The sequence below is a fragment of the Streptomyces panaciradicis genome, assembly GCF_023516615.1.
GTDB classification, from domain to species: Bacteria; Actinomycetota; Actinomycetes; order Streptomycetales; family Streptomycetaceae; genus Streptomyces; species Streptomyces panaciradicis.
The window spans coordinates 1-23,500 of the sequence record NZ_JAMGBF010000196.1 but is presented as its reverse complement, the minus strand read 5'-3'; the positions used below and the strand labels follow the sequence as shown (position 1 = coordinate 23,500).

The following is a 23,500-nucleotide window of genomic DNA, read 5'->3' as shown; positions in this document are numbered from 1 at the left end:
CGCCTCGACCAGCCGCGCGCGGCCCGGCGCGAGCCGCGCCCGGTCGGGCACGGGCGCGTCGGCGCGCAGCTCGCGCACCTTCGTCAGCTCGTCCATCGTCACGCCACCTCCGCCGTGTCGCTCACGAACGCGGGATCGGCGCCCAGCGCCGTACGGACCTTGCGCCGCGCCCGGTTGAGCCGGGAGCGGACCGTGCCGACCGGGATGCCCAGGGCCTCGGCGACCTCCTGGTAGGTGAGTTCGGCCCAGGCCACGAGCAGCAGGACGTGCCGGTCCCCCGCCGACAGCGCGGCGAGCGCGCCGGCCAGCGGGCCCTGTGCGGCGATCCGGCTGTCGGTGTCCTCGACCCAGGAGGCGCCCCAGGACTCGGTGACGGCGTCGTGCCCGGTGCGGGCCAGGGCCTTGAGCGCCCGCACCTCGGCGCGGCGCTGCTTGCCGATGAGGTTGCCCGCGATGCCGTAGAGCCAGGGGCGGGCGTTGGGGCGCGTCCGGTCGTAGCGGGAGCGGATGCGGAAGGCGATGAGGAAGGTGTCCGAGGTGATGTCGTCGGCCGCGCCGTCGCCGAGGCGCCGGGCGGCGTACCGGTGGATGTCGGGCGCGTAGCGGTCGTAGAGACGGGCGAAGAGTTCGGGCTGCTCCAGCGACTGCGCGACGACCTCGGCGTCGTCCTCCGTCCGCGGCGTGGACGGCGGTGGTCCGCTCACAAGGCTCCCCCTGGGTTCGTCGGTGCGTGCGTGTCACCCCCTGTTCCCCGGTGGGCGGCGGAGAGTTCACGGTCCTCCGGCGCAGGGCGGCGCGTCAGGGAATCCGCGCCACGCGCCGGCGCGTCAGGGAATCATCCGCGCCAGGACCTCGCGCGCATACCCCTCGTCGTACGGCGTCCCGGTCAGCAGCACCTGCAGGCAGATGCCGTCCATGAGCGCGACCAGCGCGCGGGCGGTGACGGGGTCCGTGCGGCCTGCGAGGCGGTCGGCGAGGGCGGTCATCTGCTCGGCGACGACCGGGCGCAGGGCGGGGCGGCGCAGGGCGGCGAGGTAGAGCTCGTACTCCAGCTCGACCCCGGTGCGGTCGCCGGCGAGCCAGTCGCCGAGCAGGCCGGCGAGTTCAGCGGCCAGGTCGGCGGCCGGGTCCGTCAGTCCGCCGCGGGAGGCGATGGCCTTGGCGAAGCCCTCGTCGGCCTGGCGCAGCGCGGCCACCATCAGCTCGTCGAGGGTCGTGAAGTGGTACGTCGTCGAGCCGAGCGGCACATCCGCCTCGGCCGCGACCGTGCGGTGGGTCAGTCCGGCGAGGCCCTTGTCCCCGACCACCCGGATCGCGGCGTCGATGATCCGCTGGCGCCGGTCGGGGTCGTAGCGGCGGGGCATCAGTGCGCACCCCCGAGGTTGAGCACCACCACTCCGGCGATGATCAGGACCATCCCGGCGACCTTGGCCGCCGTCATCGCCTCGCCGAAGAAGAGCAGGCCGATGACGGCGATGGCTGCGGTGCCGATGCCGGCCCAGATCGCGTAGGCCGTGCCGACGGAGACGGTCTTCAGGGTCTGCGCGAGCAGGACGAAGGAGACGACGTATCCGACGACGGTCACCAGCGACGGCACGAGCCGGCTGAAGCCTTCGCTGAACTTCATGGCGGTCGTCGCGCCGACCTCGGCGGCGATGGCCGCGCCGAGCAGGAGGTAGCCCATGTGTACGAGCGTACACAACGATGCGTACGGGTGTACACAGGCGGATTCGAGGCAGGGACCGGGAAGGCGCCGGGGAGAGGGTGTGAAGGCCGGTGCGCGACGGGAGAGGCTTCACTGTCCTGTAGGCAGGTTTTTTCAGGGACGTTGGATATTCGCTGAAATCGCTTGCCTGAACATCTCCCCCAACTCCCCCTGGCTCCACTAGTGTTTCACCGCTCAACCACCCCACCCTCACACCCCCGGCCGCCGCCATGGGCGCCGCTGGAGGAACCGCGCATGCCAGACACCACGCCCGACCCCTCCCGTGAACCCTGGGAGAACGGCTGGGCCCCCGACACGTCCCGGGCACCGGGCACCCGCAGGCTGTGGCTGGCCGGCGGGCTCGCCATCGCCACGGTCATCACCTGCGTGATGGCGGTGGCCGTCATGGACACGGGCGCCGACCGTGACGCGAAGGCGTCACAGGAGCCGTCGTCCGCCGAGACCGTCCCCGGGCTGATCTCCTTCGCCTCGCCCTCCGTCAAGAAGGCGGCACCGCCGGGCGGCAAGAGCGGCATGTCCTCGACGCGTCCCAGCACCTCCGCCGAGCCCCAGGAGAACGGCTCGCCGTCCGCGGCGCGGAGCGCGAACCCCTCCAAGTCGCCCGGCTCGCACCCGGGTTCGACGGGCAAGCCGAAGCCGTCGGCCACCTGGCGGTCCGTCGAGTCGGTCAACTACCCCGACCGCTACTGGCATGTGAGCGGCGGCTACGTGAAGCTCGACCCGCTCGGCGGCTCCGAGTCCCGCCAGGACTCCACGTTCAAACTGGTCAAGGGCCTGGCGGACAGCTCCTGTTACTCCTTCGCCACGCAGGACGGCGGCTATCTGCGCCACCGCAGCTTCCTGCTGCGCGACGAGCGTGACGACGGCTCGGCCCTGTTCCGGCAGGACGCGACCTTCTGCCCGCGCGCCTCCGCCTACTCGGGCGCGGTCATGCTTGAGTCGGTCAACTACCCGGGCCGCTTCCTGCGCCACCAGAACTTCCAGCTGAAGCTCGACCCGTTCCAGAACAGCTCGCTCTACCTGGCCGATTCGGCGTTCCGGCTGGTGGGCCCAGTCGCCTGACGCCCCGAAACGGCGGCACCACGGCACGAAGCGGCGGCACCCGCGAGGGGTGCCGCCGCTTCTCTGTCCTGGGGGAAGTCTCCTGGGGGAAGCCTCAGACGTTGAATCCGAGCGCCCGCAGCTGCTCCCGCCCGTCGTCCGTGATCTTGTCCGGGCCCCACGGCGGCATCCAGACCCAGTTGATGCGCAGCTCGTTGACGAGGCCGTCCGTGGCGGACTTGGCCTGGTCCTCGATGACGTCCGTCAGCGGGCAGGCCGCCGAGGTCAGGGTCATGTCGATCGTCGCGATGTTCGCGTCGTCGATGTGGATGCCGTAGATCAGGCCGAGGTTGACGACGTCGATGCCCAGCTCGGGGTCGACGACGTCGTACAGCGCCTCGCGGATCTCCTCCTCCGAGGCCGGCTTCATCTCAACGGTCTCGCTCATGCCGTCTTCCTTTCGGCGTCGGCGCCCAGCGCCTGGGCCGTCGCGTCCTTCCACGCCATCCAGCTGAGGAGGGCGCACTTGACCCGGGCCGGGTACTTGGAGACACCGGCGAACGCGACCGCGTCCTCCAGCACCTCCTCCATCGCGTCGTCCGGCTCGATCCGGCCCTTGGACTGCATCAGCTCCAGGAAGGTCTCCTGGATCTTCTGCGCGTCCGACAGGTCCTTGCCGACCAGCAGGTCGTTCAGCACCGAGGCCGAGGCCTGGCTGATCGAACAGCCCTGGCCCTCGTAACTGACGTCCTCGATCCGGTGGCCGTCGTACTTCACGCGAAGGGTGATCTCGTCGCCGCACGTCGGGTTCACATGGTGCACCTCGGCGTCGCCGTCCCTCAGACCACGCCCGTGCGGGTGCTTGTAGTGGTCCAGGATGACTTCCTGGTACATCGAGTCCAGCTTCATGCGATCGCTCGTCCCATCAGCCGAAGAAGTTCCGTACGTGCTCCAGCCCCTCGACCAGTGCGTCGATCTCGGCCGGCGTGGAGTACAGATAGAACGACGCTCGCGTGGTCGCGGGAATTCCGTACCGGAGGCAGACGGGGCGGGCGCAGTGGTGACCCACGCGGACCGCGATGCCCTGCTCGTCCAGCACCTGGCCCACGTCGTGCGGGTGGATGTCGCCGAGCGTGAAGGAGATCGCCGCGCCCCGGTCCTCGGCCGTGGCCGGGCCGATGATCCTGAGGTCGGGAACCTCCGCCAGCCGCTTGACGGCGTACTCCGTCAGCGCGTGCTCATGGGCGAGGATCTTGTCCATGCCGATCGCGTCGAGGTAGTCGATCGCCGCGCCCAGGCCCACGGCCTGCGCGATCGGCGGGGTGCCCGCCTCGAACTTGTGCGGCGCCGGGGCGTACGTCGACGAGTGCATCGACACCGTCTCGATCATCTCGCCGCCGCCGAGGAACGGAGGCAGGTCCTCCAGCAGCTCCTGGCGGCCCCAGAGCACGCCGATGCCGGTCGGGCCGCACATCTTGTGGCCGGTGAAGGCCACGAAGTCGGCCTGCAGGGCCTGCACGTCCACCGGCATGTGCGGGGCGGCCTGCGAGGCGTCGATGCAGACGAGGGCACCGACCTCCTGCGCGCGCCGGATGATCGTCTCGACCGGGTTGACCGTGCCCAGGATGTTCGACACCAGCACGAAGGAGACGATCTTCGTCTTCTCGGTGATGATCTCGTCGATGTTGGACAGGTCGAGGCGGCCGTCGTCGGTCAGGCCGAACCACTTCAGCTTCGCGCCCGTGCGCTGCGCGAGCAGCTGCCACGGCACGATGTTGGAGTGGTGCTCCATCTCGGTGATGACGATCTCGGTCTCGTGGTCCACCCGGTAGGGCTCGTCGGCCCAGCCCAGCATGTTCGCCACGAGGTTGAGCGACTCGGAGGCGTTCTTGGTGAAGATCACCTCGTCGCGGCTCGGCGCGTTGATGAACGCGGCGACCTTGTCGCGCGCGCCCTCGTACAGCGCCGTGGCCTCCTCGGCGAGCACATGCACACCGCGGTGGACGTTGGCGTTGTAGCGCTCGTAGTACTCGGCGAGGGCGTCCAGCACCTGGCGCGGCTTCTGCGAGGTCGCCGCGTTGTCCAGGTACACGAGCTTCCGCCCGTCGTGGACCTGACGGTCCAGGATGGGGAAGTCCTTGCGGATCGCCTCGGTGTCGAGGAGGCCCGGCAGCTGTGTCACGCGGATACGCCACCCTTCGTGTATGCCTCGTAGCCCTCGTTCTCCAGCTTGTCGGCGAGCTCGGCGCCGCCGGACTCGACGATGCGGCCGCCGGAGAAGACGTGGACGAAGTCGGGCTTGATGTAGCGCAGGATGCGCGTGTAGTGCGTGATCAGCAGGGTGCCGACCTCGCCGGACTCGCGGACGCGGTTGACGCCCTCGGAGACGACCCGCAGCGCGTCGACGTCCAGGCCGGAGTCCGTCTCGTCGAGGATCGCGATCTTCGGCTTGAGCAGCTCGAGCTGGAGGATCTCGTGGCGCTTCTTCTCACCGCCGGAGAAGCCCTCGTTGACGTTGCGCTCGGCGAAGGAGGGGTCCATGTGCAGGCGCTCCATGGCCTCCTTGACCTCCTTCACCCAGGTGCGCAGCTTGGGGGCCTCGCCCCGGATCGCGGTGGCGGAGGTGCGCAGGAAGTTGGAGACCGAGACGCCGGGGACCTCGACCGGGTACTGCATCGCCAGGAACAGGCCGGCGCGGGCGCGCTCGTCGACGGACATCTCCAGGACATCCTCGCCGTCGAGGGTGACGGTGCCGCCGGTGATCGTGTACTTGGGGTGGCCCGCGAGGGAGTAGGCGAGCGTCGACTTGCCGGAGCCGTTGGGGCCCATGATGGCGTGCGTCTCGCCCTGCTTCACGGTCAGGTCGACACCCTTGAGGATCTCCTTCGTGGCGTTGTCGGCCTCGACGGTGACGCGCAGGTCTCGGATTTCAAGCGTTGCCATGGGTGCCTCAGGACTCCTGGTTGAGGGAGACGAGAACGTCGTCCCCTTCGATCTTTACGGGGTATACGGGGACGGGGCGCGTCGCGGGGAGGCCGGACGGCTTGCCGGTGCGCAGGTCGAAGCTGGAGCCGTGCAGCCAGCACTCGATCTGGCAGTCCTCCACCTCGCCCTCGGAGAGGGAGACGTTCGCGTGCGAGCAGATGTCGTGGATCGCGAACACCTCGCCCTCGGTCTTCACGACCGAGACCGGCGTGCCGTCGAGTTCCACCCGCTTCGGGGTGTCCTCCTCCAGCTCGCTCAGCCCGCAGGCGCGTACGAACGCTGACATCAGACCGACGCCTCCAGCTCTTCGTCGATCTTCTCCAGCAGTCGCGCCTGGATGTCGTCGACGCCGATCTGCTGGACCAGCTCGGCGAAGAAGCCGCGGACCACCAGGCGACGGGCCTCGTCGGCCGGGATGCCGCGGGCCATCAGGTAGAACAGCTGCTCGTCGTCGAAGCGGCCGGTCGCGGAGGCGTGCCCGGCGCCGACGATCTCACCGGTCTCGATCTCGAGGTTCGGCACCGAGTCGACGCGGGCGCCGTCGGTCAGCACGAGGTTGCGGTTCATCTCGTACGTGTCCGTGCCCTCGGCCTTGGCCTCGATGAGCACGTCGCCGATCCACACCGCGTGGGCGCCTTCACCCTGGAGCGCGCCCTTGTAGGCGACGTTCGACTTGCAGTGCGGGGTGTTGTGGTCGACCAGGAGGCGGTGCTCCTGGTGCTGGCCGGCGTCGGTGAAGTAGAGGCCGAACAGTTCGGCCTCGCCGCCGGGGCCCGCGTAGGCGACGCGCGGGTGCAGGCGTACGAGGTCGCCGCCGAAGGTGACCACGAAGGACTTGAAGGTGGCGTCGCGGCCGATCAGCGCGTTGTGCTGGCCGACGTGGACGGCCTTGTCGTCCCAGTCCTGGACGGAGACGACGGTCAGCTTGGCGCCGTCGCCCAGGATGTAGTCGACGTTGGCGGCGAGCACGGCGTCACCGGTGTGGTCGATGACGACGACGGCCTCGGCGAAGGCTCCGAGCTCGACGACCTGGTGGCCGTATGCAACCCCGCCCTCGCCGTGCACGGCGATGCGGATCGGCTCGGTGAGCACCGTCTCCTTGGGGACGGTGACCACGCCGGCCTTCTCGAACGCCGAGTACGCCTGGGCGGCGATGCGGTCCACCGGGGTGCCGGCCCTGCCGATCCGGGCGTCGCCGCGGTCGACGGTCTCGACGGTGACGCCCTCGGGGGCCTCGACCGCGACCTTCACGCCCTCGCCGGTGGCGACGGCGGTGCCGTCGTGCAGGCCGCGCAGGCGCTCCAGCGGGGTGAACCGCCACTCCTCCTCGCGGCCGTGCGGGACCGGGAAGTCCGCCACGTCGAAGGAGGGGGGCGCGCTCATGCGCGTGGCGACGGTCGACTCGGCGGCCACCGCGATCTGGCCCGCGGTGGTGGACCCCACGGGGATGTTCTGAGCCTCAGCCATGGCTGTCGGTCTGCTCGCTTTCTTACGTGAGTGGCTTGATGGTGACGGCGGGTGGCGTCAGCCGACCGCGCCTTCCATCTGGAGCTCGATCAGCCGGTTGAGTTCCAGCGCGTACTCCATGGGCAGCTCCTTCGCGATGGGCTCGACGAAGCCGCGCACGATCATCGCCATCGCCTCGAACTCGCTGAGACCGCGGCTCATCAGGTAGAAGAGCTGGTCCTCGGAGACCTTGGAGACGGTCGCCTCGTGGCCCATGGACACGTCGTCCTCGCGGACGTCCACGTAGGGGTACGTGTCGGAGCGGGAGATGGTGTCGACGAGCAGCGCGTCGCACAGCACGTTCGACTTGGAGCCGTGGGCGCCCTCACCGATCTCGACCAGACCGCGGTAGGAGGTACGGCCGCCGCCGCGCGCCACCGACTTGGAGACGATGTTGGAGGAGGTGTTCGGCGCCATGTGGACCATCTTGGAGCCGGCGTCCTGGTGCTGGCCCTCGCCCGCGAAGGCGATGGACAGGGTCTCGCCCTTGGCGTGCTCGCCCATCAGGTAGACGGCCGGGTACTTCATCGTCACCTTGGAGCCGATGTTGCCGTCGATCCACTCCATGGTGGCGCCCTCGTAGGCGACGGCGCGCTTGGTGACCAGGTTGTAGACGTTGTTCGACCAGTTCTGGATGGTCGTGTAGCGGCAGCGGGCGTTCTTCTTGACGATGATCTCGACGACCGCGGAGTGCAGCGAGTCCGACTTGTAGATCGGCGCCGTACAGCCCTCGACGTAGTGCACGTAGGCGCCCTCGTCGACGATGATCAGGGTCCGCTCGAACTGGCCCATGTTCTCCGTGTTGATCCGGAAGTAGGCCTGGAGCGGGATCTCCACGTGGACGCCCGGCGGCACGTAGATGAAGGAGCCGCCCGACCACACCGCGGTGTTCAGCGACGCGAACTTGTTGTCGCCGACCGGGATGACCGTGCCGAAGTACTCCTTGAAGAGCTCCGGGTGCTCCTTCAGGGCGGTGTCGGTGTCCAGGAAGATGACGCCCTGCTCCTCCAGGTCCTCGCGGATCTGGTGGTAGACGACCTCGGACTCGTACTGGGCCGCTACACCGGCGACGAGGCGCTGCTTCTCCGCCTCGGGGATGCCGAGCTTGTCGTACGTGTTCTTGATGTCCTCGGGCAGGTCCTCCCAGGACTCCGCCTGCTTCTCCGTGGAGCGCACGAAGTACTTGATGTTGTCGAAGTCGATGCCGGAGAGGTCGGAGCCCCAGTTCGGCATGGGCTTCTTGTCGAACAGGCGCAGGCCCTTGAGGCGGAGCTTGGTCATCCACTCCGGCTCGTTCTTCTTGGCGGAGATGTCCCGGACGACTTCCTCGCTCAGACCGCGCTTCGCCGAGGCACCGGCTTCGTCGGAGTCCGCCCAGCCGTATTCGTACTTGCCCAGGCCTTCGAGCTCAGGGTGGGCAGTCTCCTCGATGGGGAGAGTCATGCGGGGTTCCTCCCGGCCGTGCTTGCAGATGCGTTGTGAGTGATCTCGGAAATCTTTGGGATGAACGTCGTGCAGACGCCGTCGCCGTGCGCGATGGTCGCCAGTCGCTGGACGTGAGTACCCAGCAGCTGGGAGAAGATCTCGGTCTCCGCCTCGCAGAGCTGGGGGAACTTCTCCGCGACATGGGCGACGGGGCAGTGGTGCTGGCACAGCTGCTCGCCGACCGGTGCGCTGCGCGCCGTAGCAGCGTACCCGTCCGCGCTCAGGGCCTTGGCCAGCGCTTCTGTGCGCTCCTCGGGGGCGGCGGCCTCGATCGCCCTGCGGTAGGCGTCGGCCTGCTCGGCGATCCTCGCGCGTGCGAAGGCGACGACCGCCTCGTCCCCGCCGAAGCGCTCCTGGATGAAGCGCAGGGCGTCCGCGGCGAGCTTGTCGTAGGACTGGTCGAAGGCGTCGCGGCCGCAGTCGGTGAGCGCGAAGACCTTTGCGGGACGGCCACGCGTGCGCGTGCCGTACACCCGCTGCTCCCGCGCCTCGACGACGTCGTCCGCGACGAGCGCGTCCAGGTGCCGTCGTACGGCGGCCGGGGTCAGGCCCAGCCGGCCGGCCAGCTCGGTGACGGTCGACGGCCCGTGGTCCAGGATGGACCGCGCGACCCGGTTGCGGGTGGACCGCTCCCCGGTCGCGAGCTCCTCCTGGGGGGTCCCCGTGGGGGTCTCCCGAGCCTCGCCGACGTTTTTCACAACGCCATTGTTGCGTAATTCCTCAGGACCGGGCAAGCGGCGTCCGGGCGGCCCGACGGTGCCCTGCGTCACTTAGGCTCACCTAATCCCACCTGCGCAAACGATCTTTGATCGATCAAACAGGTGGTACACGGCGGGCCTGTGGGGAAGACTCCCGAGCATGGCGACACCCCCTCCCACCGGCCCACTCGTCACTCGCGACACCCTGGCCGCGCAGTTGCGCGAGCTCGGCGTGCGCAGCGGTGAGACCCTCCTCGTGCACTCCTCCCTCAGCAGTCTCGGCTGGGTCTGCGGAGGCGCCGTCGCGGTGGTCCAGGCGCTCCTGGACGCCGTCGGGCCGCAGGGCACGATCGTCGTCCCCACGCAGACCGGGGACATCTCCGACCCGGCCCTGTGGAACAGCCCTCCGGTGCCCGAGGAGTGGTGGTCGCGGATCAGGGCCGCGATGCCCGCCTACGACCCCCTGATCACCCCCACGCGCGGGGTCGGCGTGATTCCCGAGACCGTGCGCACCTGGCCGGGCGCCCTGCGCAGCGCGCACCCCCAGACCTCCTTCGCCGCACTCGGCCCCCAGGCGGCGCGGATCGTGGACGGGCACGCGACGGACTGCCGGCTGGGCGAGCAGAGCCCGCTGGCCAGGCTGGAGGAGACGGGCGCCCGGGTGCTGCTCCTGGGCGCCGGCTACGCCTCCTGCACGAGCTTCCACCTCGCCGAGTACCGCATCCCCTCCCCGCTCGTCGGCGTGGGCCGGCCCGTGCCGGGCGGCGGCTGGGAGACGGTGATCGAGGTGTCGATCACCTCGGCCCGCTTCGACGAGCTGGGCCGGGACTTCGAGCGGGACCGTCCCGCCGTACGGGGAAAGGCGGGTGCGGCGGAGGTGCGGCTGTTCCCCGTGGCGGACGCGGTGGCGTACGCCGAGCGGTGGCTGCCGCTGCACCGCTCCCGTGAGGAGGAGATGGCGACGGGTGCGGATCCCGCACCCGCCCGTCGGAGCCGGGCGCCGCGTACCTAGACTCGGGCCCATGCGAAGTGAGCCCGTGGTCCAGGTTCAGGGCCTGGTGAAGCGGTACGGCACGAAAACCGCCGTGGACGGCCTCGACCTGGTGGCCGAGGCGGGCGTGACCGCCGTGCTCGGTCCGAACGGCGCGGGCAAGACGACGACCGTGGAGACCTGCGAGGGGTACCGCAGACCGGACTCCGGCACGGTACGCGTCCTCGGCCTCGACCCGGTGCGCCAGGCCCGTGACCTGCACCCCCGGATCGGCGTGATGCTCCAGTCCGGGGGCGTGTACTCGGGCGCGCGGGCCGACGAGATGCTGCGCCATGTGGCGAAGCTGCACGCGAATCCGCTGGACGTGGACACCCTGATCGAGCGCCTCGGCCTCGGCTCCTGCGGCCGGACGACGTACCGCCGGCTGTCCGGCGGCCAGCAGCAGCGCCTGGCGCTGGCGATGGCCGTGGTCGGCCGCCCCGAGCTGGTGTTCCTGGACGAGCCGACCGCCGGCCTCGACCCGCAGGCCCGCCACGCCACCTGGGACCTGATCCGCGACCTGCGCGCCGACGGCGTCTCGGTGATCCTCACCACGCACTACATGGAGGAGGCCGAGCAGCTCGCCGACGACGTCGCGATCATCGACGCGGGCCGGGTCATCGCGCACGGTTCCCCGGAGCAGCTGTGCCGGGGCGGGGCGGAGAACACCCTGCGTTTCGTCGGCCGCCCCGGTCTCGACGTGGGCTCGCTGCTCAAGGCGCTGCCGGCCGACTGCTCGGCCGCCGAGCTGACGCCGGGCTCCTACCGGGTCGTCGGCAAGGTCGATCCGCAACTGCTGGCGACGGTGGCCTCCTGGTGCGCGCAGCACGGCGTGATGCCGGACAGGATCTCGGTGGAACGGCACACCCTCGAAGACGTTTTCCTGGAACTCACCGGCAAGGAGCTGCGCTCGTGACGACCGTGGGCACTGGTGTCTACACGCCGAAGCCGGGCGCGGCCCCCCTGTCCCGCATGATCGCGGCGCAGGCGGCGCTGGAGACGAAGATGCTCCTGCGCAACGGCGAGCAGTTGCTGCTCACCGTGGTGATCCCGACCCTGCTGCTGGTCCTGTTCAGTTCCGTCGACATCGTGGACACGGGCGCGGGCCAGGCCGTGGACTTCCTCACCCCCGGCATCCTCGCGCTGGCGGTGATGTCCACCGCCTTCACCGGCCAGGCGATCGCCACGGGCTTCGAGCGCCGCTACGGCGTCCTCAAGCGTCTCGCCTCCTCGCCGCTGCCCCGCTGGGGCCTGATGACGGCGAAGACGGTGTCGGTGCTGGTCACGGAGGTCCTGCAGGTGATCCTGCTGACGGTGATCGCCTTCGCCCTCGGCTGGTCCCCGCACGGCAACCCGCTCGCCGTCGTCCTCCTCCTCGTCCTGGGCACGGCGGCCTTCTCGGGCCTGGGGCTGCTCATGGCGGGCACCCTGAAGGCCGAGGCGACCCTGGCCGCCGCCAACCTGGTCTTCCTGCTGCTGCTCGTGGGCGGCGGGGTGATCGTGCCGCTCGACAAGTTCCCGCAGGGAGCGCAGGACGTGCTGGGCCTGCTGCCGATCTCCGCCCTGTCGGACGGCCTGCGGGACGTGCTGCAGCACGGCGCCGGCATGCCCTGGGGCGACCTGGGGATCCTGGCCGTGTGGGCGGTCGCGGGGCTGGCCGCGGCGGGGACGTTCTTCCGCTGGGAGTGAGGTGTTTTCCGGCCTCTGGGGAACCGATCCACCAACGTCACAGGAGTGACATGCACACGGAGCGGGAAGGGACGCCCCGTGTATGAGTCCGCGGATCCCTCGAGTGTGCGTGCTCTGCAACCGCTTCTCCACGACGTGGTGATGTGCGTCGCCGCGCCGGCCTTCGCCGCCTCGTCCCGTGACGGACAGTTGCGGGGCCTGCGGGCGGAGGGCTACTACGGACATGATCGTCGGCTGCTGCACACGGCATACCTGCTGATCAACGGGCAGGAGCCGGAGCCGATCGGCGTGCAGCCGCTGGGTCCGGACCAGGTCCGTTTCACGGCCGTACGCCGTTTCGCCAGCGATCCCACAGATGATCCCACCGTGATCATCGAGCGGGTGCGTGTCGCCGGTCAGGGTGAGGACATCCTGCTTCGAAACGTCGGCACAGTCACTCGGCGCCTTCATGTGGAGCTGGCGCTCGCGACCGATCTGACGGACATCGCCGATGTGAAGCGGGGGCGTACGGGCCCCGCCGTGCCCTGTGACGTCGACGCCGATGCCTCCGGCCTGGTGTGGGAGACGGAGGCCGGTCGCGCCGCAGCCCGGCCCGTGGGTTCCGACGCGATGCCGGGGATCACGGACGGCCCCGAGGGGGGTACGTTCACCTGGGCCGGCATACAGCTGAGAGCCGGTGAGAGCCGCCGACTCCGGCTGCGGGTGGAAGGCGGCGCGGTTCCAGCGCCGCCCGGGCACCCGGGAGCGGCAAGCGCTCAGACGCCCTGGAGCAGGCCCGCCGTCCGCGGCGACCGGCGTCTCGTCGCGCTGTTGCGCCGAGGCCTCGACGATCTGCGCGCCCTGCGCCTGGCGGACCCTGAGCGCACCCGACCCGACGGCCCGCAGGACCAGTTCATCGCGGCAGGCTGTCCGTGGTACCTGACACTTTTCGGCCGGGACTCCATCTGGTCGGCCCGGATGCTGCTGCCGCTGGGTACAGACCTGGCCCGGGGGACGCTGTGGGCGCTGGCCCGCCGTCAGGGAACGGACTACGACACGTTCCGTGAGGAGGCTCCCGGCCGCATTCTCCACGAACTTCGTCCCGCCGATGCGGAGCACGGCCACGGTCTCCACCTGCCGTCGCGCTACTACGGATCGGTCGACGCGACGCCGCTCTTCGTCACCCTTCTTGTCGAGGCGTGGCATTGGGGCATGGCGAACGCCGACGTGGAGGCGCTGCTGCCTTACGCGGAGAGGGCGATGGACTGGGTGGTGGACGTCAGCACCCGAGATGCCGACGGCCTGCTGCGCTATTACCCGCGCCCCGGCGGCTTGCGCCATCAGTCCTGGAAAGACAGCGAGGACGCCGTCCGTGACGCGGCGGGCCGCCGCATCGAACCGCCCCTCGCTCTGTGCGAGGTACAGGGATACGCCTACCAGGCAGCCGTCGGACTGGCCGAGTTGCTTTCGTCCCGCGGCCGCCACGAGCGTGCGGAGCAATTGCGCACGTGGGCCGAGAACCTTCGCAAACGCTTCTCCGATGCGTTCTGGCTTCCCTCGCCGCACGGTCCGGCGCCGCGATACGTGGCCATCGCCGTTGGTCGGGGGCTGCAGCCGGTCAGCGGGCCGGCGTCCAACATGGGTCAGTTGCTGTCCACCGGCATCCTGGACGCCGACGGTTGTCGTGATGTCGCGGCGTTTTTGGCCTCCCCCGAACTGAACTCCGGCTGGGGCCTGCGTAGCCGCTCCGCGGCACTGCCTGGTTACAACCCGCTGAGCTATCACGGCGGCTCAGTGTGGACACACGACACGGCCATCGCGATACAAGGACTGTGCGCCGCAGGGTGTCATGGAGAGGCACACCTGCTGACCAACGGACTGCTCGACGCGGCGAGCCACTTCGAGTACCGGATGCCGGAACTGTACGGCGGTGATGCGCGAACCCTCGACTCGCCCGCGCCTCTCGCCTACCCGGCCGCCTGCCGCCCCCAGGGCTGGTCCGCGGCATCCGGAGTGGCCGTGCTCGGCGCACTCCTGGGATTGCGCCCGCACGCGCCCGACCGCACCATCCGCATAGATCCCATGCCGGCGCCGCACGAAGACGCCGGCCCGCTGGTCATCGAAGTCGACGGGATACGTCTGGCCGGGCAGTCCTTGAAGATCCATGTGGACCCGACGGAGGGCGTGACGGTCGACTCACTGCCCGATGGCTGGCGCTGCGAACCTCGTCAGCGAGCGGCAGCGCCCAAACTGTCCTCGTAGGCCTCGATCAAGAGGGGCAGACACCTGCTGGACAGGTCGAATTCCGCGATTGCGCGCTTCCTCGCAGCATTGCCGACCGAGCGGCACAGGGCTGGAGCGCGGAGTAACTGGACGAGGCGGTCGGCCAATGCGCCGCTGTCGTCCGGCGGGACGAGAAACCCGGTCGAGCCGTCTTTGCCGACACCCTCCGCCAGACCACCCACGTCTGTGGCGATCACTGGCCGGGCCGAACACATCGCTTCGAGCGCCGCGAGGCCCATGGGTTCTGGGAACTTGGAGGGGCAGATCACGACGCGGGCTCGGCGGTAGAGATCGACCATTCCGTCCACTCCGGCCTGATCGAAGTCCACATGGTCGGCCAGCACCGGCGACTTCCCCCATGTGTCCACTGTCTCCCGAAAACCGATCTTTTCACCGTGGAAATCGATCGAATCCGGTGTATTCATGAGGATCAATCGCGGCCACACCGGAAGATCTTCACGAACAACTTTGGCCATAGCTTCAAGAGCCGTGAGCGCCCCTTTGTCCGGAATGAGGCGTGCCGGGAGAAGAATGATCGCTTCCTCTTTCGGCTCGGGATCGGAAAGTTCCGGAACCTGCAGATACGGCACGGTGTCGATACCCAGGTACATTGACTTTGCACCTTCGATCCCCAGCGCATCGACACAGGCGCCGCGGAGAAACTCCGACACGGCGAAACTGACGTCGAACCCGCCACAGGGCTTCGCGATCGCGACACTTTCCGGGTCCTGCCACATGCTGTGATAGGTGTGCAGGAGTACCAGACCCAGCCGATCGCGCAGTGCGAGCAGCGCTTCCGCCGGCGCCGTTGAGAAATGGTGCAGGTTGTGACCGTGCACCAGGCGGATCTGCCGCCGTCCCAACTCGTCGCCGAACCACTGGCGCAGCGCCTCCCGCTCAGCGACACCGCCCATCACACGCGACAAGTCGAGCCCCGGATGCGACAGCACCTCGACACCGGGCTCCGGAGGGGTCCTGGGGTCAGGCGTTCCCGTGAACACCGTCACCCGATGCCCTTGCCTGGCCAGCAGTCGGGAACAGTTCCACAAGTACGACTCCACGCCGCCCACAGTGGGCGGAAACGCCCAGTGGACGAGCGCGATGTCGAGCGATTTCGGGGTCTTTCGACCGGACTCCTGACCCATTGCCGCCTCCGGGCGCCCTTGCCACCGCGCTCGGGGTGGACGCCCGCTCATACGGCAGTGCTCTGAGAGCCGGGATCCTAATCGACCAACCGGCCCTATGTTCAACCCGTTCAACGAAATAGGTGCTGCCTGGTTGCGCTCTGAAGAAATGGGGGAAAAAGAAGATTCAACGACATTCGCCCTGAACGCGGCGTGCGTCCAGCGCCCGCGTGACAGTGGCGCGACTTCGGGGGAATCGCATGCATCGTTGGGTGAAGAGTGTGTCGGCGGGGGTGGGAGCGGGCGTTGCCACCGGCGTTCCGGTGGCCGTGAAGGCCGCGGACTCGACCGGCGCGTTCCTCTGGTGGCTCGCCACCGGTGTCATGGTCGTCGCCGGGCTGACCGGCGCAATCGCCGCACAGGTCACCTTCGGAAAGGGCAAGGAACTCGAACAGGACTCCACCGCCGAGGCCTTATCGGGTCCACCGCACAACCTGCCCGTCCTCAGCATGTACTTCACCGGGCGCGCAGTGGAGAGCGAGCAGATCGTCCGGGTGCTGCGCGCCCCCGCCCGTGACCGTCACCGCGGCGAACGCCCCGTCCCCCGCGTCTGCGTCCTGTACGGAGCGACCGGTGCAGGCAAGTCACAGTTGGCGGTGGCCTATGCCCGCAAGCAGTTGCACCGGCACTCGTTGACTTGGTGGCTCAATGCCTCGCGGCCGGATGCGTTGCGTGCTGAACTCCTGGAGTTCGCCAAGTGCGTCGGCATCCGGGACCAGGAAAGCAAGAGCGTCGTGCTCATGAATCTCTGGCGCTGGCTGCGCGAGGAACAGGACTGGCTGCTGGTGTACGACGGCTGGCCCGCCTACGACGACTCGCTGCGTACACTGCTGCCCTCCGAGGGTGATGGAGAACTGCTCATCACCACACAGCAGAACCAGGGGTGGAACGACCTGTGCACGGCCCCGATCGAACTGCGGGTCTTCCCCGAGGCGGAGGGCATCGAGTTCCTGCAACGCCGCTTAGGGCTCCGGCCACTGGACACACCCCACGAGGACCACGCCGCACTGACCGCCCTCGGGCGACAGCTCGGGTGGTTACCGCTCGCTCTGGAGCAAGCGGCGGCCTACATCTCACAAGCCGAGATCACCGTGACCGAGTACCTGCGTGACCTTCCTGGCGGCGCCTCTGTCGAAGACACGTTCCGACGGGCCATCGCCCGGATCTCGCGAACCTCCCCTGCCGCGGTGGACCTGCTGCGCCTGTGTACCTTCCTGGCCTCGGAGGACGTCCAGAAGACGACCTTGATGCAGCACCGATCCGTACTGCCCACCCGGCTGCGCGAGGTGATGGCCGACCCGGTCAGCTTCAATCGCGAGGTGCTCCTGCTGGTGGACCACTCGTTGTTGACCCGCAGTGGGGACTGGCGGGACGGATCGGCCGCCTACGGCATGCATCCGCGAGTTCAGACCCTGATCCATGAGGGATTGAGCCTGGCCGAACGCCTGGAGTGGTCTCAGGCCGCAGTGCGGCTCGTGGAGGCAAGCTTCCCCACCACACCGGACCTGCTCGAGTCCCGGCCGAAGTGTGAGCGGATGATGCCCCATGTCGAGGCAGTGATCGACAAGTTGGCCTGGGGCGACGACACTGACGGCGGTCTTGGTGCCTCTCAGGACCCGCAGGCACTGGCACGGCTGCTGCACCGGGTGGGCAAGTATCAGGAGCATCGTTGCGACTGGGTGCGCGCGCTGGACTTCTTCGAGCAGGAAGCCGAACTCCGGGAGATCGGCAACGGAGACACTCTCGCTCGTGCCACCGCCCGCTACGCAGTGGCCCACGAGCACTACCTGCTGGCAGCGCTGGACCACGCCGAACGGGAGTGCCGTACGGCACTGCGTCTGTGCGAGGGACACGAAGAGGAGGCCTACCTGCGCATGACGGCTCAGTGTCAACGACAACTGGGCAGCATCATGCGTGAGCGAAACAGCTTCCCGGAGGCGCTGCAGGCTGTGCAATCGGCCGTGGAGATCTATGAAAGGCAGACCTGGCGCGAGGACAGCCTCGACTGGGCCGCAGCCGAGCAGGAGATCGGCCTGGTCCACCGCAATGCCGGCCAGCTCACCCAGGCTGCCCTGCACTACGAGCGAGCGGAGAAGCGCATCCCCAGCCGAGGAAGTCAGGAACCGCCTGAATACACGCTCTTCCGCGCCGCACTCCGGCGCGACCAGGGGATCGTCGCCCAGGACCGCGGGAATCTGGAGGTGGCCGAGAAGGAACTGGCCATGGCACTGGCTGTGTTCGGGGCGCACCGGGGGCCGGAGGACTTCGAGACGGCACAGATCGCCAAATTCCTGGCCGACGTGCTGCGGCGACGTAGTGAGATGCACCGTGCGCAGGCACGGCGGACTCTGCGACCGTTACGCCGTCTCGAGCTGCGTCGACGCGCCCGCACGGAACTCGAACGCGCCGACCGGATGCTCGAACCGGTCGTAGAGCTGCACAGCAAACGCAGCAGGGCCGAGGAGCACAAGTACGCCGCCTGCCTTAACAAGCTGGGTTCACTGCGACTCGCACAAGGCCGTACGGCCGAGGCACGCGAGGCTCTGGAAACGGCGGGAAAGATCTATGAACGCCGTTACGGCGAGGGGCACTACTACCGGGCCAAGTCACTCGTGCGCCTCGGCCCTGTCCTGCGTGCCGAGGGCGACTGTTACGGCGCGGAACGCGTGCTGCACCAGGCGGAAGAGATCTTCCGGACGGCTCTCGGGGACCACCACCCGGCACTGATAGCGGTCTACGAACACCTGGCCGACTGTGCCATGCAAGCGAGCAACGACGACGAGGCCACGAGGCTCAGGTCGCGAGCCGACCGCATCCGCCAGGCTCTGTGACCCAGTGACCGGAAACACGGCCGTGTCGGCGCCCGGAGACGCACCCTCGTGAAAGCGTGCACAAGCGGCGGCCTACCATGGGTGCCGTGCCAAACGTGACCCCCGCCGACGCCCTCGCGGCCGTGCGCAACCCGCTCGCCTTCATCGCCGCACGCTGGACCCCGGATCCCCGGACGGTCCGGCGGGCGGCCCTCGCCGCGCTCGTCATGTCGGTGGTCATCGTGGTCACCGGCGGCGCGGTGCGCCTGACCGGCTCCGGGCTCGGCTGCCCGACCTGGCCGAAGTGCACCGCCGACTCGCTCACCACGACCAGTGCGATGGGCTTCCACGGCGTGATCGAGTTCGGCAACCGCATGCTGACGTACGTGCTGTGCGCGGCCGTCGGCTGGGCGATCGTCGCCGCCCGCTCGCAGAAGCCGTACCGGCGCGGTCTGACCCGGCTGGGCTGGGCGCAGTTCTGGATCGTGATGGGCAACGCGATCCTCGGCGGTATCGTCGTGCTGGTCGGCCTCAACCCGTACACGGTCGCGGCGCACTTCCTGCTCTCCACCGCCCTGATCGCCGTGGCCGTCGTGATGTGGCAGCGCACCCGCGAGGGCGACGGGGCGCCCCGGCCGCTGGTCGGCAAGCCCGTGCAGCAGATGGTGTGGTTCCTGGTGCTGGCCGCCGTGCTGCTCATCGCGGTCGGCACGGTGGTCACCGGCGCGGGCCCGCACGCCGGTGACTCCCGCGAGGTCGAGCGGATGCCGCTGGACTGGGAGACGGTCAGCAAGCTGCACGCCGTGCTGGCCTGGATCGTGGTCACGCTGACGTTCGCCCTGTGGTTCGTCCTCAAGGCGGTCGACGCCCCCGCGGCCCCCCTCGCCCGCACCCGCGAGCTCTTCCTGATCCTGCTCGGCCAGGGCGTCATCGGGTACGTCCAGTACTTCACCAAGCTCCCCGAGGCCCTGGTCGGCCTGCACATGTTCGGCTCCTGCCTGGTGTGGATCGGCGTCCTGCGGGTGCTGCTGGCGCTGCGCGAGCGGCCGGAGGTGGTGGCCGACCTGCCGGGTCCCTCGGCCGAGATGACGGTCGGCACACGCGCCTAGCTGGGGCCTGTCGTTCGGATCAGCTCGGCATCGCGGGCCCTGGTGCGCACTCCCCCAGAGGGGGACCCCCATCGCGCCGACTCCCTCCTCCGCCTTGCCTCTGCACGCACCAGACCCCGCTCGGGTCGGCCATGACGCACCGTCCCCCGCAGCCGGCCTGGTCCAAACGACAGGCCCTGGCCCGGACCGCTCACTCCAGCCCGTACACCCGCCGGGCGTTCCCCGCCGCCACCAGCCCCGCGACCCGCTGGGCGTCCGTCAGCGACCACGCCCCCTCGGCCACCCAGCGGCCCAGCACCCGTCCGAGCGACTCCCGGAACAGACGGGCGCCCACCACGTGCAGCTCGGGCAGGCCCTGGGCCCCGCTGGAGAAGAGGATCTTGCCGAAGGGCGCCAGCTCCAGGATCTCGGCGAGCACGGTCGCGGCGCGGGCGCCGGTGCGCACCAGGGCGGCGCCCGAGTCGGCGTAGACGTGCGGGAAGGCGCCCGCGAGGTGGGCGGCGTGCCGGTGGTAGGGGTAGCCGTGCAGCAGGACCAGGTCCGTGCCGAGGCCGGCCGTGGCGCGGACGAAGTCGGTGAGCAGCACCGGGTCGGTGCGGTCGATGCGCTGGCCCGGTTCGCCGAGCCCCGCGTGGAGCTGGAGCGGCAGGCCGGAGCCGACCGCGATCCACAGCAGGTGCCGCAGCAGGACGGGGTCGGTCAGCTGGCCGCCGACCCGGCGGCCGGACAGCCAGCGGCCCGCCGCACCCCGCACCTCCCCCGGTCCCGGCGGCTCGGGCGCCAGGGCCAGCCCGTGGCGGGTGCCGGCGACGGAGGTGAAGGCGACCGCGCCCGCGGCGGCGCCGTGCACCGACTCGGCGAGGTTGGCGAGGAAGGACTCGACGGTGCCGGAGGTGTCCGCGACCTGCTCGGCCAGTAACTCCAGGCGGACGATCTCCCGCGCGTCGGCCGCGCTCGTGGAGGCCAGTTCGTCCGGCCCGGTGAGGTCGCCGGGCAGGCCCGTGTCGACCAGATACGTCGTGATGCCGCTGCCGCGCAGGAGTCTGCGGCCCACCTCCAGCACGCCGAGTTCACGACGGCGGGCGAGATAGCGGGCGGGATGGCAGTGCGGTTCCATGCCCAGCAGCGGCGGGCACCAGCGCCGTACGGCGAAACCCGTCTGGGTGTCGAAGAGCGTGGTGCCCGGGGCGGGCGGGCCCTCGGTTCGGGCCAGCTGGGCCTCGAAGGTGCCGAGGCCCAGTTCGGTTCTCAGTACACCGTGGCAGTACTGGTCCACGAGGGACGGCGTTTCGATCATCCGGGATCTCCGTTTACTGGACCGTTGCTCCTTAACAGGTCCTAACGGGTGAACCGGTCATGAGGTGTTGCTGCGACACACCCCGTGCGAAATCGCCGGAAGACGTCAGGCGTTCGCGGGGCCGCCCAGCTGGATCCCCGCCATCCGCGTCCACTCGTACCGCCCGGTGCGCACCTTCGCCGCGAACTCGCCGTCGAAGTCCTCGTGGACGGTGATGCCGGCCTTCTGGAGGGCCTTCTCGGCCAGCTCGTACGAGGGCGCCACCAGGTCGCCCCAGCCGCCGTCCTCACCGACAAGGACGATGCGCGCCCCGCGCTCGCCGATGTGGGCCACCTGCCCCTCGGCTCCGCCGTGCGCCTTGGAGAAGGCGCCGATCCGCTTGGCGAGCCTCGCCACCTTGCGCTCGGCCTTCGCGTCAACCTGCTGCGTGTCTGCCATGGCCAGGATGCTACCGACGAGTAGATCAAACGGCGACGGGCGGGGTGCGTGGCCTTGACCACGCACCCCGCCCGTCGGGTGTCACAGGGGGCGTCAGCGCAGGAAGGGGTCCACCGCGATCGCCACGAACAGCAGCGACACATAGGTGATGGACCAGTGGAACAGGCGCATCTCCTTCAGCTTCGCGCCGGTCGTCTCCGCCTTCGCGCGGGTCTGCAGCGCGTGCGCCTCCCACAGCCACCAGCCGCCCGCCGCCAGGGCGACGAGGGTGTAGAACCAGCCCGTGTAGCCGAGGGGCGTGAGCAGCAGGGAGACGGCCACCATCACCCAGCTGTAGATCACGATCTGCTTGGCGACGACCTTGTTGGAGGCGATGACCGGCAGCATCGGCACGCCCACGCGCGCGTAGTCGTCCTTGACCTTCATCGACAGCGGCCAGTAGTGCGGCGGAGTCCAGAAGAAGATCACCAGGAACAGGACGACCGGGGCCCAGGAGAGGGAGTCGGTGACGGCCGACCAGCCGATCAGCACGGGCATGCAGCCCGCGATGCCGCCCCACACGATGTTCTGCGAGGTACGGCGCTTGAGGATCATCGTGTAGACGACGACGTAGAAGAGGAGCGCGCCGAGGCTGAGCCAGGCCGACAGCCAGTTGACGGTGAGGCCGAACAGCAGCGTGGAGACGACGGCCAGGGTGACGCCGAAGGCCAGGCACTCCCGCGGGCTCACCATGCCGGTGACCAGCGGCCGCTGCGAGGTGCGGTCCATCAGCGCGTCGATGTCGCGGTCGATGTACATGTTCAGCGCGTTGGCGCCGCCCGCCGACAGGTAGCCGCCCACGCAGGTCAGCAGGACCAGCGTCAGGTCCGGCACGCCCTGCTGGGCGAGGAACATCACCGGAACGGTGGTGATGAGCAGGAGCTCGATGATCCGCGGCTTGGTCAGCGCCACGAACGCCTTGACACGGGCCCCGAACGGCCGGTGACGCGGGCTCTCGCTCGCACCGATTACCCCCGCTGGACGGGATTCGACGGCCGTCACGCACACCCCTACAGAGACATCCCAGCGAGCCCCACCCGTGTGAAGCACGGGTAAAGGCTCGCGCGTACCACGCCACTGTAGACGTTGCCCATACCCCGGCCTTCGCGGGGGTGGGCTCGTGTTGGGCGGGGGCCCTGACGGGGGCGGCGAAGGGGCCCGCAGACGGTCGTACGCGAGCTCGATTGAGCAGTCAGATGAGCGGCTGCGTATTCAGTTGCCAAATGCCGTACAGCCCAGTCGGGAGGCGGATGCCACGCAGTCCCGGCACTCTGGGATGACTCGAAAAAATGCACGTTCTTACAGGGGTAGGCTCGACAACGGCCGGTGGGCGTCCAGTGCGCCGGCATTCGACATGCGTGACATGTGGAGAGGAGCCCTGACTCAGGGTGAGCACCAAGCCGACCACCACAGACCTCGAGTGGACCGAGTTGGACCAGCGGGCCGTGGACACCGCCCGCGTCCTGGCCGCCGACGCCGTACAGAAGGTCGGCAACGGCCATCCGGGTACGGCCATGAGCCTGGCGCCCGCCGCCTACACCCTCTTCCAGAAGGTGATGCGGCACGACCCGGCCGACCCGGACTGGGTTGCCCGCGACCGCTTCGTGCTGTCCGCCGGCCATTCGTCCCTGACCCTCTACACGCAGCTCTACCTGGCCGGCTTCGGCCTGGAGCTGGACGACCTGAAGGCCTTCCGGACCTGGGGCTCGAAGACCCCCGGCCACCCGGAGTACGGCCACACCAAGGGCGTCGAGACGACGACCGGCCCGCTGGGCCAGGGTGTCGCCAACGCCGTGGGCATGGCGATGGCCGCCCGCTACGAGCGCGGTCTGTTCGACCCGGAGACCCCGCAGGGCGAGTCCCCCTTCGACCACTTCGTCTACTGCATCGCCGGTGACGGCTGCCTCCAGGAGGGCATCTCCGCCGAGGCGTCCTCGATGGCCGGCCACCAGCGGCTCGGCAACCTGATCCTGCTGTGGGACGACAACCACATCTCGATCGAGGGCGACACCGAGACGGCCGTCTCCGAGGACACCGTCAAGCGCTACGAGGCGTACGGCTGGCACGTGCAGCGGATCGCCCCCAAGCCGGACGGCGACCTCGACCCGCACGCCATCTACAACGCGATCGAGGCCGCGAAGAAGGTCACCGACCGGCCGTCGTTCATCGCGATGCGCTCGATCATCGCCTGGCCCGCCCCG

Annotated in this window: 23 protein-coding genes; 8 read left to right on the top strand and 15 right to left on the bottom strand. The window is 69.3% G+C overall.

What is annotated here, in order from left to right; translation table 11 throughout:
* Window positions 1–98: 98 nt before the first annotated feature.
* From M8J74_RS40055 to M8J74_RS40045, 3 genes are all read right to left on the bottom strand, one after another.
* The gene (locus tag M8J74_RS40055; protein WP_249841129.1) at window positions 99–704 is read right to left on the bottom strand and encodes an RNA polymerase sigma factor; all 606 of its coding nucleotides are present in this window, start codon (window positions 702–704) and stop codon (window positions 99–101) included.
* A 123-nt stretch (window positions 705–827) separates the two neighbouring features.
* Window positions 828–1,364: a TetR/AcrR family transcriptional regulator gene (locus M8J74_RS40050; protein ID WP_249841128.1), complete on the bottom strand. Its 537-nt coding sequence runs from the start codon at window positions 1,362–1,364 to the stop codon at window positions 828–830.
* Window positions 1,364–1,684: a DMT family transporter gene (locus M8J74_RS40045; protein ID WP_249841127.1), complete on the bottom strand. Its 321-nt coding sequence runs from the start codon at window positions 1,682–1,684 to the stop codon at window positions 1,364–1,366. The genes M8J74_RS40050 and M8J74_RS40045 overlap by 1 nt, the downstream gene beginning before the upstream one ends.
* A gap of 276 nt (window positions 1,685–1,960) precedes the next feature.
* Between M8J74_RS40045 and M8J74_RS40040 the strand changes: the two genes are divergently transcribed.
* Window positions 1,961–2,788: an AbfB domain-containing protein gene (locus M8J74_RS40040; RefSeq protein WP_249841126.1), complete on the top strand. Its 828-nt coding sequence runs from the start codon at window positions 1,961–1,963 to the stop codon at window positions 2,786–2,788.
* Window positions 2,789–2,882: 94 nt separating this feature from the next.
* Here M8J74_RS40040 and M8J74_RS40035 read toward each other — a convergent pair whose 3' ends face one another.
* The 8 genes from M8J74_RS40035 to M8J74_RS40000 are packed head-to-tail and all read right to left on the bottom strand — an operon-like array spanning window position 2,883 to window position 9,441.
* Window positions 2,883–3,215, bottom strand: coding sequence for a metal-sulfur cluster assembly factor (locus tag M8J74_RS40035; RefSeq protein WP_058926035.1), 333 nt, complete (start codon window positions 3,213–3,215; stop codon window positions 2,883–2,885).
* On the bottom strand, window positions 3,212–3,676 hold the full coding sequence (sufU, locus tag M8J74_RS40030) for a Fe-S cluster assembly sulfur transfer protein SufU (RefSeq protein WP_058926034.1): 465 nt from the start codon (window positions 3,674–3,676) through the stop codon (window positions 3,212–3,214). Before sufU ends, M8J74_RS40035 begins: the two co-directional genes overlap by 4 nt.
* Before the next feature lie 16 nt (window positions 3,677–3,692).
* Window positions 3,693–4,949, bottom strand: a complete 1,257-nt coding sequence (locus M8J74_RS40025; RefSeq protein ID WP_249841125.1) for a cysteine desulfurase — start codon at window positions 4,947–4,949, stop codon at window positions 3,693–3,695.
* Entirely contained in the window at window positions 4,946–5,710 is a 765-nt protein-coding gene (sufC, locus tag M8J74_RS40020) for a Fe-S cluster assembly ATPase SufC (RefSeq protein ID WP_249841124.1), read from the bottom strand. Before sufC ends, M8J74_RS40025 begins: the two co-directional genes overlap by 4 nt.
* A 7-nt stretch (window positions 5,711–5,717) precedes the next feature.
* On the bottom strand, window positions 5,718–6,038 hold the full coding sequence (locus M8J74_RS40015; protein ID WP_058926031.1) for a non-heme iron oxygenase ferredoxin subunit: 321 nt from the start codon (window positions 6,036–6,038) through the stop codon (window positions 5,718–5,720).
* Window positions 6,038–7,219: a Fe-S cluster assembly protein SufD gene (sufD, locus tag M8J74_RS40010; protein ID WP_249841123.1), complete on the bottom strand. Its 1,182-nt coding sequence runs from the start codon at window positions 7,217–7,219 to the stop codon at window positions 6,038–6,040. Before sufD ends, M8J74_RS40015 begins: the two co-directional genes overlap by 1 nt.
* Window positions 7,220–7,276: 57 nt before the next feature.
* Window positions 7,277–8,701, bottom strand: a complete 1,425-nt coding sequence (sufB, locus tag M8J74_RS40005) for a Fe-S cluster assembly protein SufB (RefSeq protein WP_208782930.1) — start codon at window positions 8,699–8,701, stop codon at window positions 7,277–7,279.
* On the bottom strand, window positions 8,698–9,441 hold the full coding sequence (locus M8J74_RS40000) for a helix-turn-helix transcriptional regulator (protein WP_058926028.1): 744 nt from the start codon (window positions 9,439–9,441) through the stop codon (window positions 8,698–8,700). The genes sufB and M8J74_RS40000 overlap by 4 nt, the downstream gene beginning before the upstream one ends.
* A 160-nt stretch (window positions 9,442–9,601) precedes the next feature.
* On the opposite strand from M8J74_RS40000, the gene M8J74_RS39995 reads away from it, so the two are divergent.
* From M8J74_RS39995 to M8J74_RS39980, 4 genes are all read left to right on the top strand, one after another.
* Complete coding sequence (locus tag M8J74_RS39995; protein ID WP_249841122.1) at window positions 9,602–10,453, top strand: AAC(3) family N-acetyltransferase; 852 nt, start codon at window positions 9,602–9,604, stop codon at window positions 10,451–10,453.
* Between the two features lie 10 nt (window positions 10,454–10,463).
* Window positions 10,464–11,387: an ABC transporter ATP-binding protein gene (locus M8J74_RS39990; RefSeq protein ID WP_249841121.1), complete on the top strand. Its 924-nt coding sequence runs from the start codon at window positions 10,464–10,466 to the stop codon at window positions 11,385–11,387.
* A gap of 56 nt (window positions 11,388–11,443) precedes the next feature.
* On the top strand, window positions 11,444–12,160 hold the full coding sequence (locus M8J74_RS39985) for an ABC transporter permease (protein ID WP_249841130.1): 717 nt from the start codon (window positions 11,444–11,446) through the stop codon (window positions 12,158–12,160).
* A gap of 105 nt (window positions 12,161–12,265) precedes the next feature.
* The gene (locus M8J74_RS39980) at window positions 12,266–14,401 is read left to right on the top strand and encodes a glycogen debranching N-terminal domain-containing protein (RefSeq protein WP_249841120.1); all 2,136 of its coding nucleotides are present in this window, start codon (window positions 12,266–12,268) and stop codon (window positions 14,399–14,401) included.
* Here the strand turns inward: M8J74_RS39980 and M8J74_RS39975 are convergent.
* Window positions 14,368–15,567 (bottom strand): glycosyltransferase family 4 protein, encoded by a 1,200-nt coding sequence (locus M8J74_RS39975; RefSeq protein WP_249841119.1) that lies wholly within the window; start codon window positions 15,565–15,567, stop codon window positions 14,368–14,370. The genes M8J74_RS39980 and M8J74_RS39975 overlap by 34 nt on opposite strands.
* Window positions 15,568–15,818: 251 nt before the next feature.
* Here M8J74_RS39975 and M8J74_RS44905 point away from each other — a divergent pair, with 251 nt between their 5' ends.
* Window positions 15,819–18,437, top strand: a complete 2,619-nt coding sequence (locus tag M8J74_RS44905; RefSeq protein WP_249841118.1) for a tetratricopeptide repeat protein — start codon at window positions 15,819–15,821, stop codon at window positions 18,435–18,437.
* Between the two features lie 77 nt (window positions 18,438–18,514).
* Complete coding sequence (locus tag M8J74_RS39965) at window positions 18,515–19,525, top strand: COX15/CtaA family protein (RefSeq protein WP_249841117.1); 1,011 nt, start codon at window positions 18,515–18,517, stop codon at window positions 19,523–19,525.
* A gap of 190 nt (window positions 19,526–19,715) precedes the next feature.
* Here M8J74_RS39965 and M8J74_RS39960 read toward each other — a convergent pair whose 3' ends face one another.
* The 3 genes from M8J74_RS39960 to M8J74_RS39950 form a co-directional block, all read right to left on the bottom strand.
* A complete protein-coding gene (locus tag M8J74_RS39960; RefSeq protein WP_058926023.1) occupies window positions 19,716–20,822 on the bottom strand; it encodes an amidohydrolase family protein in 1,107 nt (368 codons plus the stop codon).
* 105 nt (window positions 20,823–20,927) lie between these two features.
* Window positions 20,928–21,260 carry a hypothetical protein gene (locus M8J74_RS39955; protein ID WP_249841116.1) on the bottom strand — a complete coding sequence of 111 codons (333 nt, stop codon included), beginning with the start codon at window positions 21,258–21,260 and terminating at the stop codon, window positions 20,928–20,930.
* A 93-nt stretch (window positions 21,261–21,353) separates the two neighbouring features.
* The gene (locus M8J74_RS39950; protein ID WP_249841115.1) at window positions 21,354–22,307 is read right to left on the bottom strand and encodes a heme o synthase; all 954 of its coding nucleotides are present in this window, start codon (window positions 22,305–22,307) and stop codon (window positions 21,354–21,356) included.
* A 380-nt stretch (window positions 22,308–22,687) separates the two neighbouring features.
* Here M8J74_RS39950 and M8J74_RS39945 point away from each other — a divergent pair.
* Window positions 22,688–23,500, top strand: an 813-nt coding sequence (locus M8J74_RS39945) for a transketolase family protein (RefSeq protein ID WP_249841114.1), incomplete at its 3' end; no start/stop codon positions are given.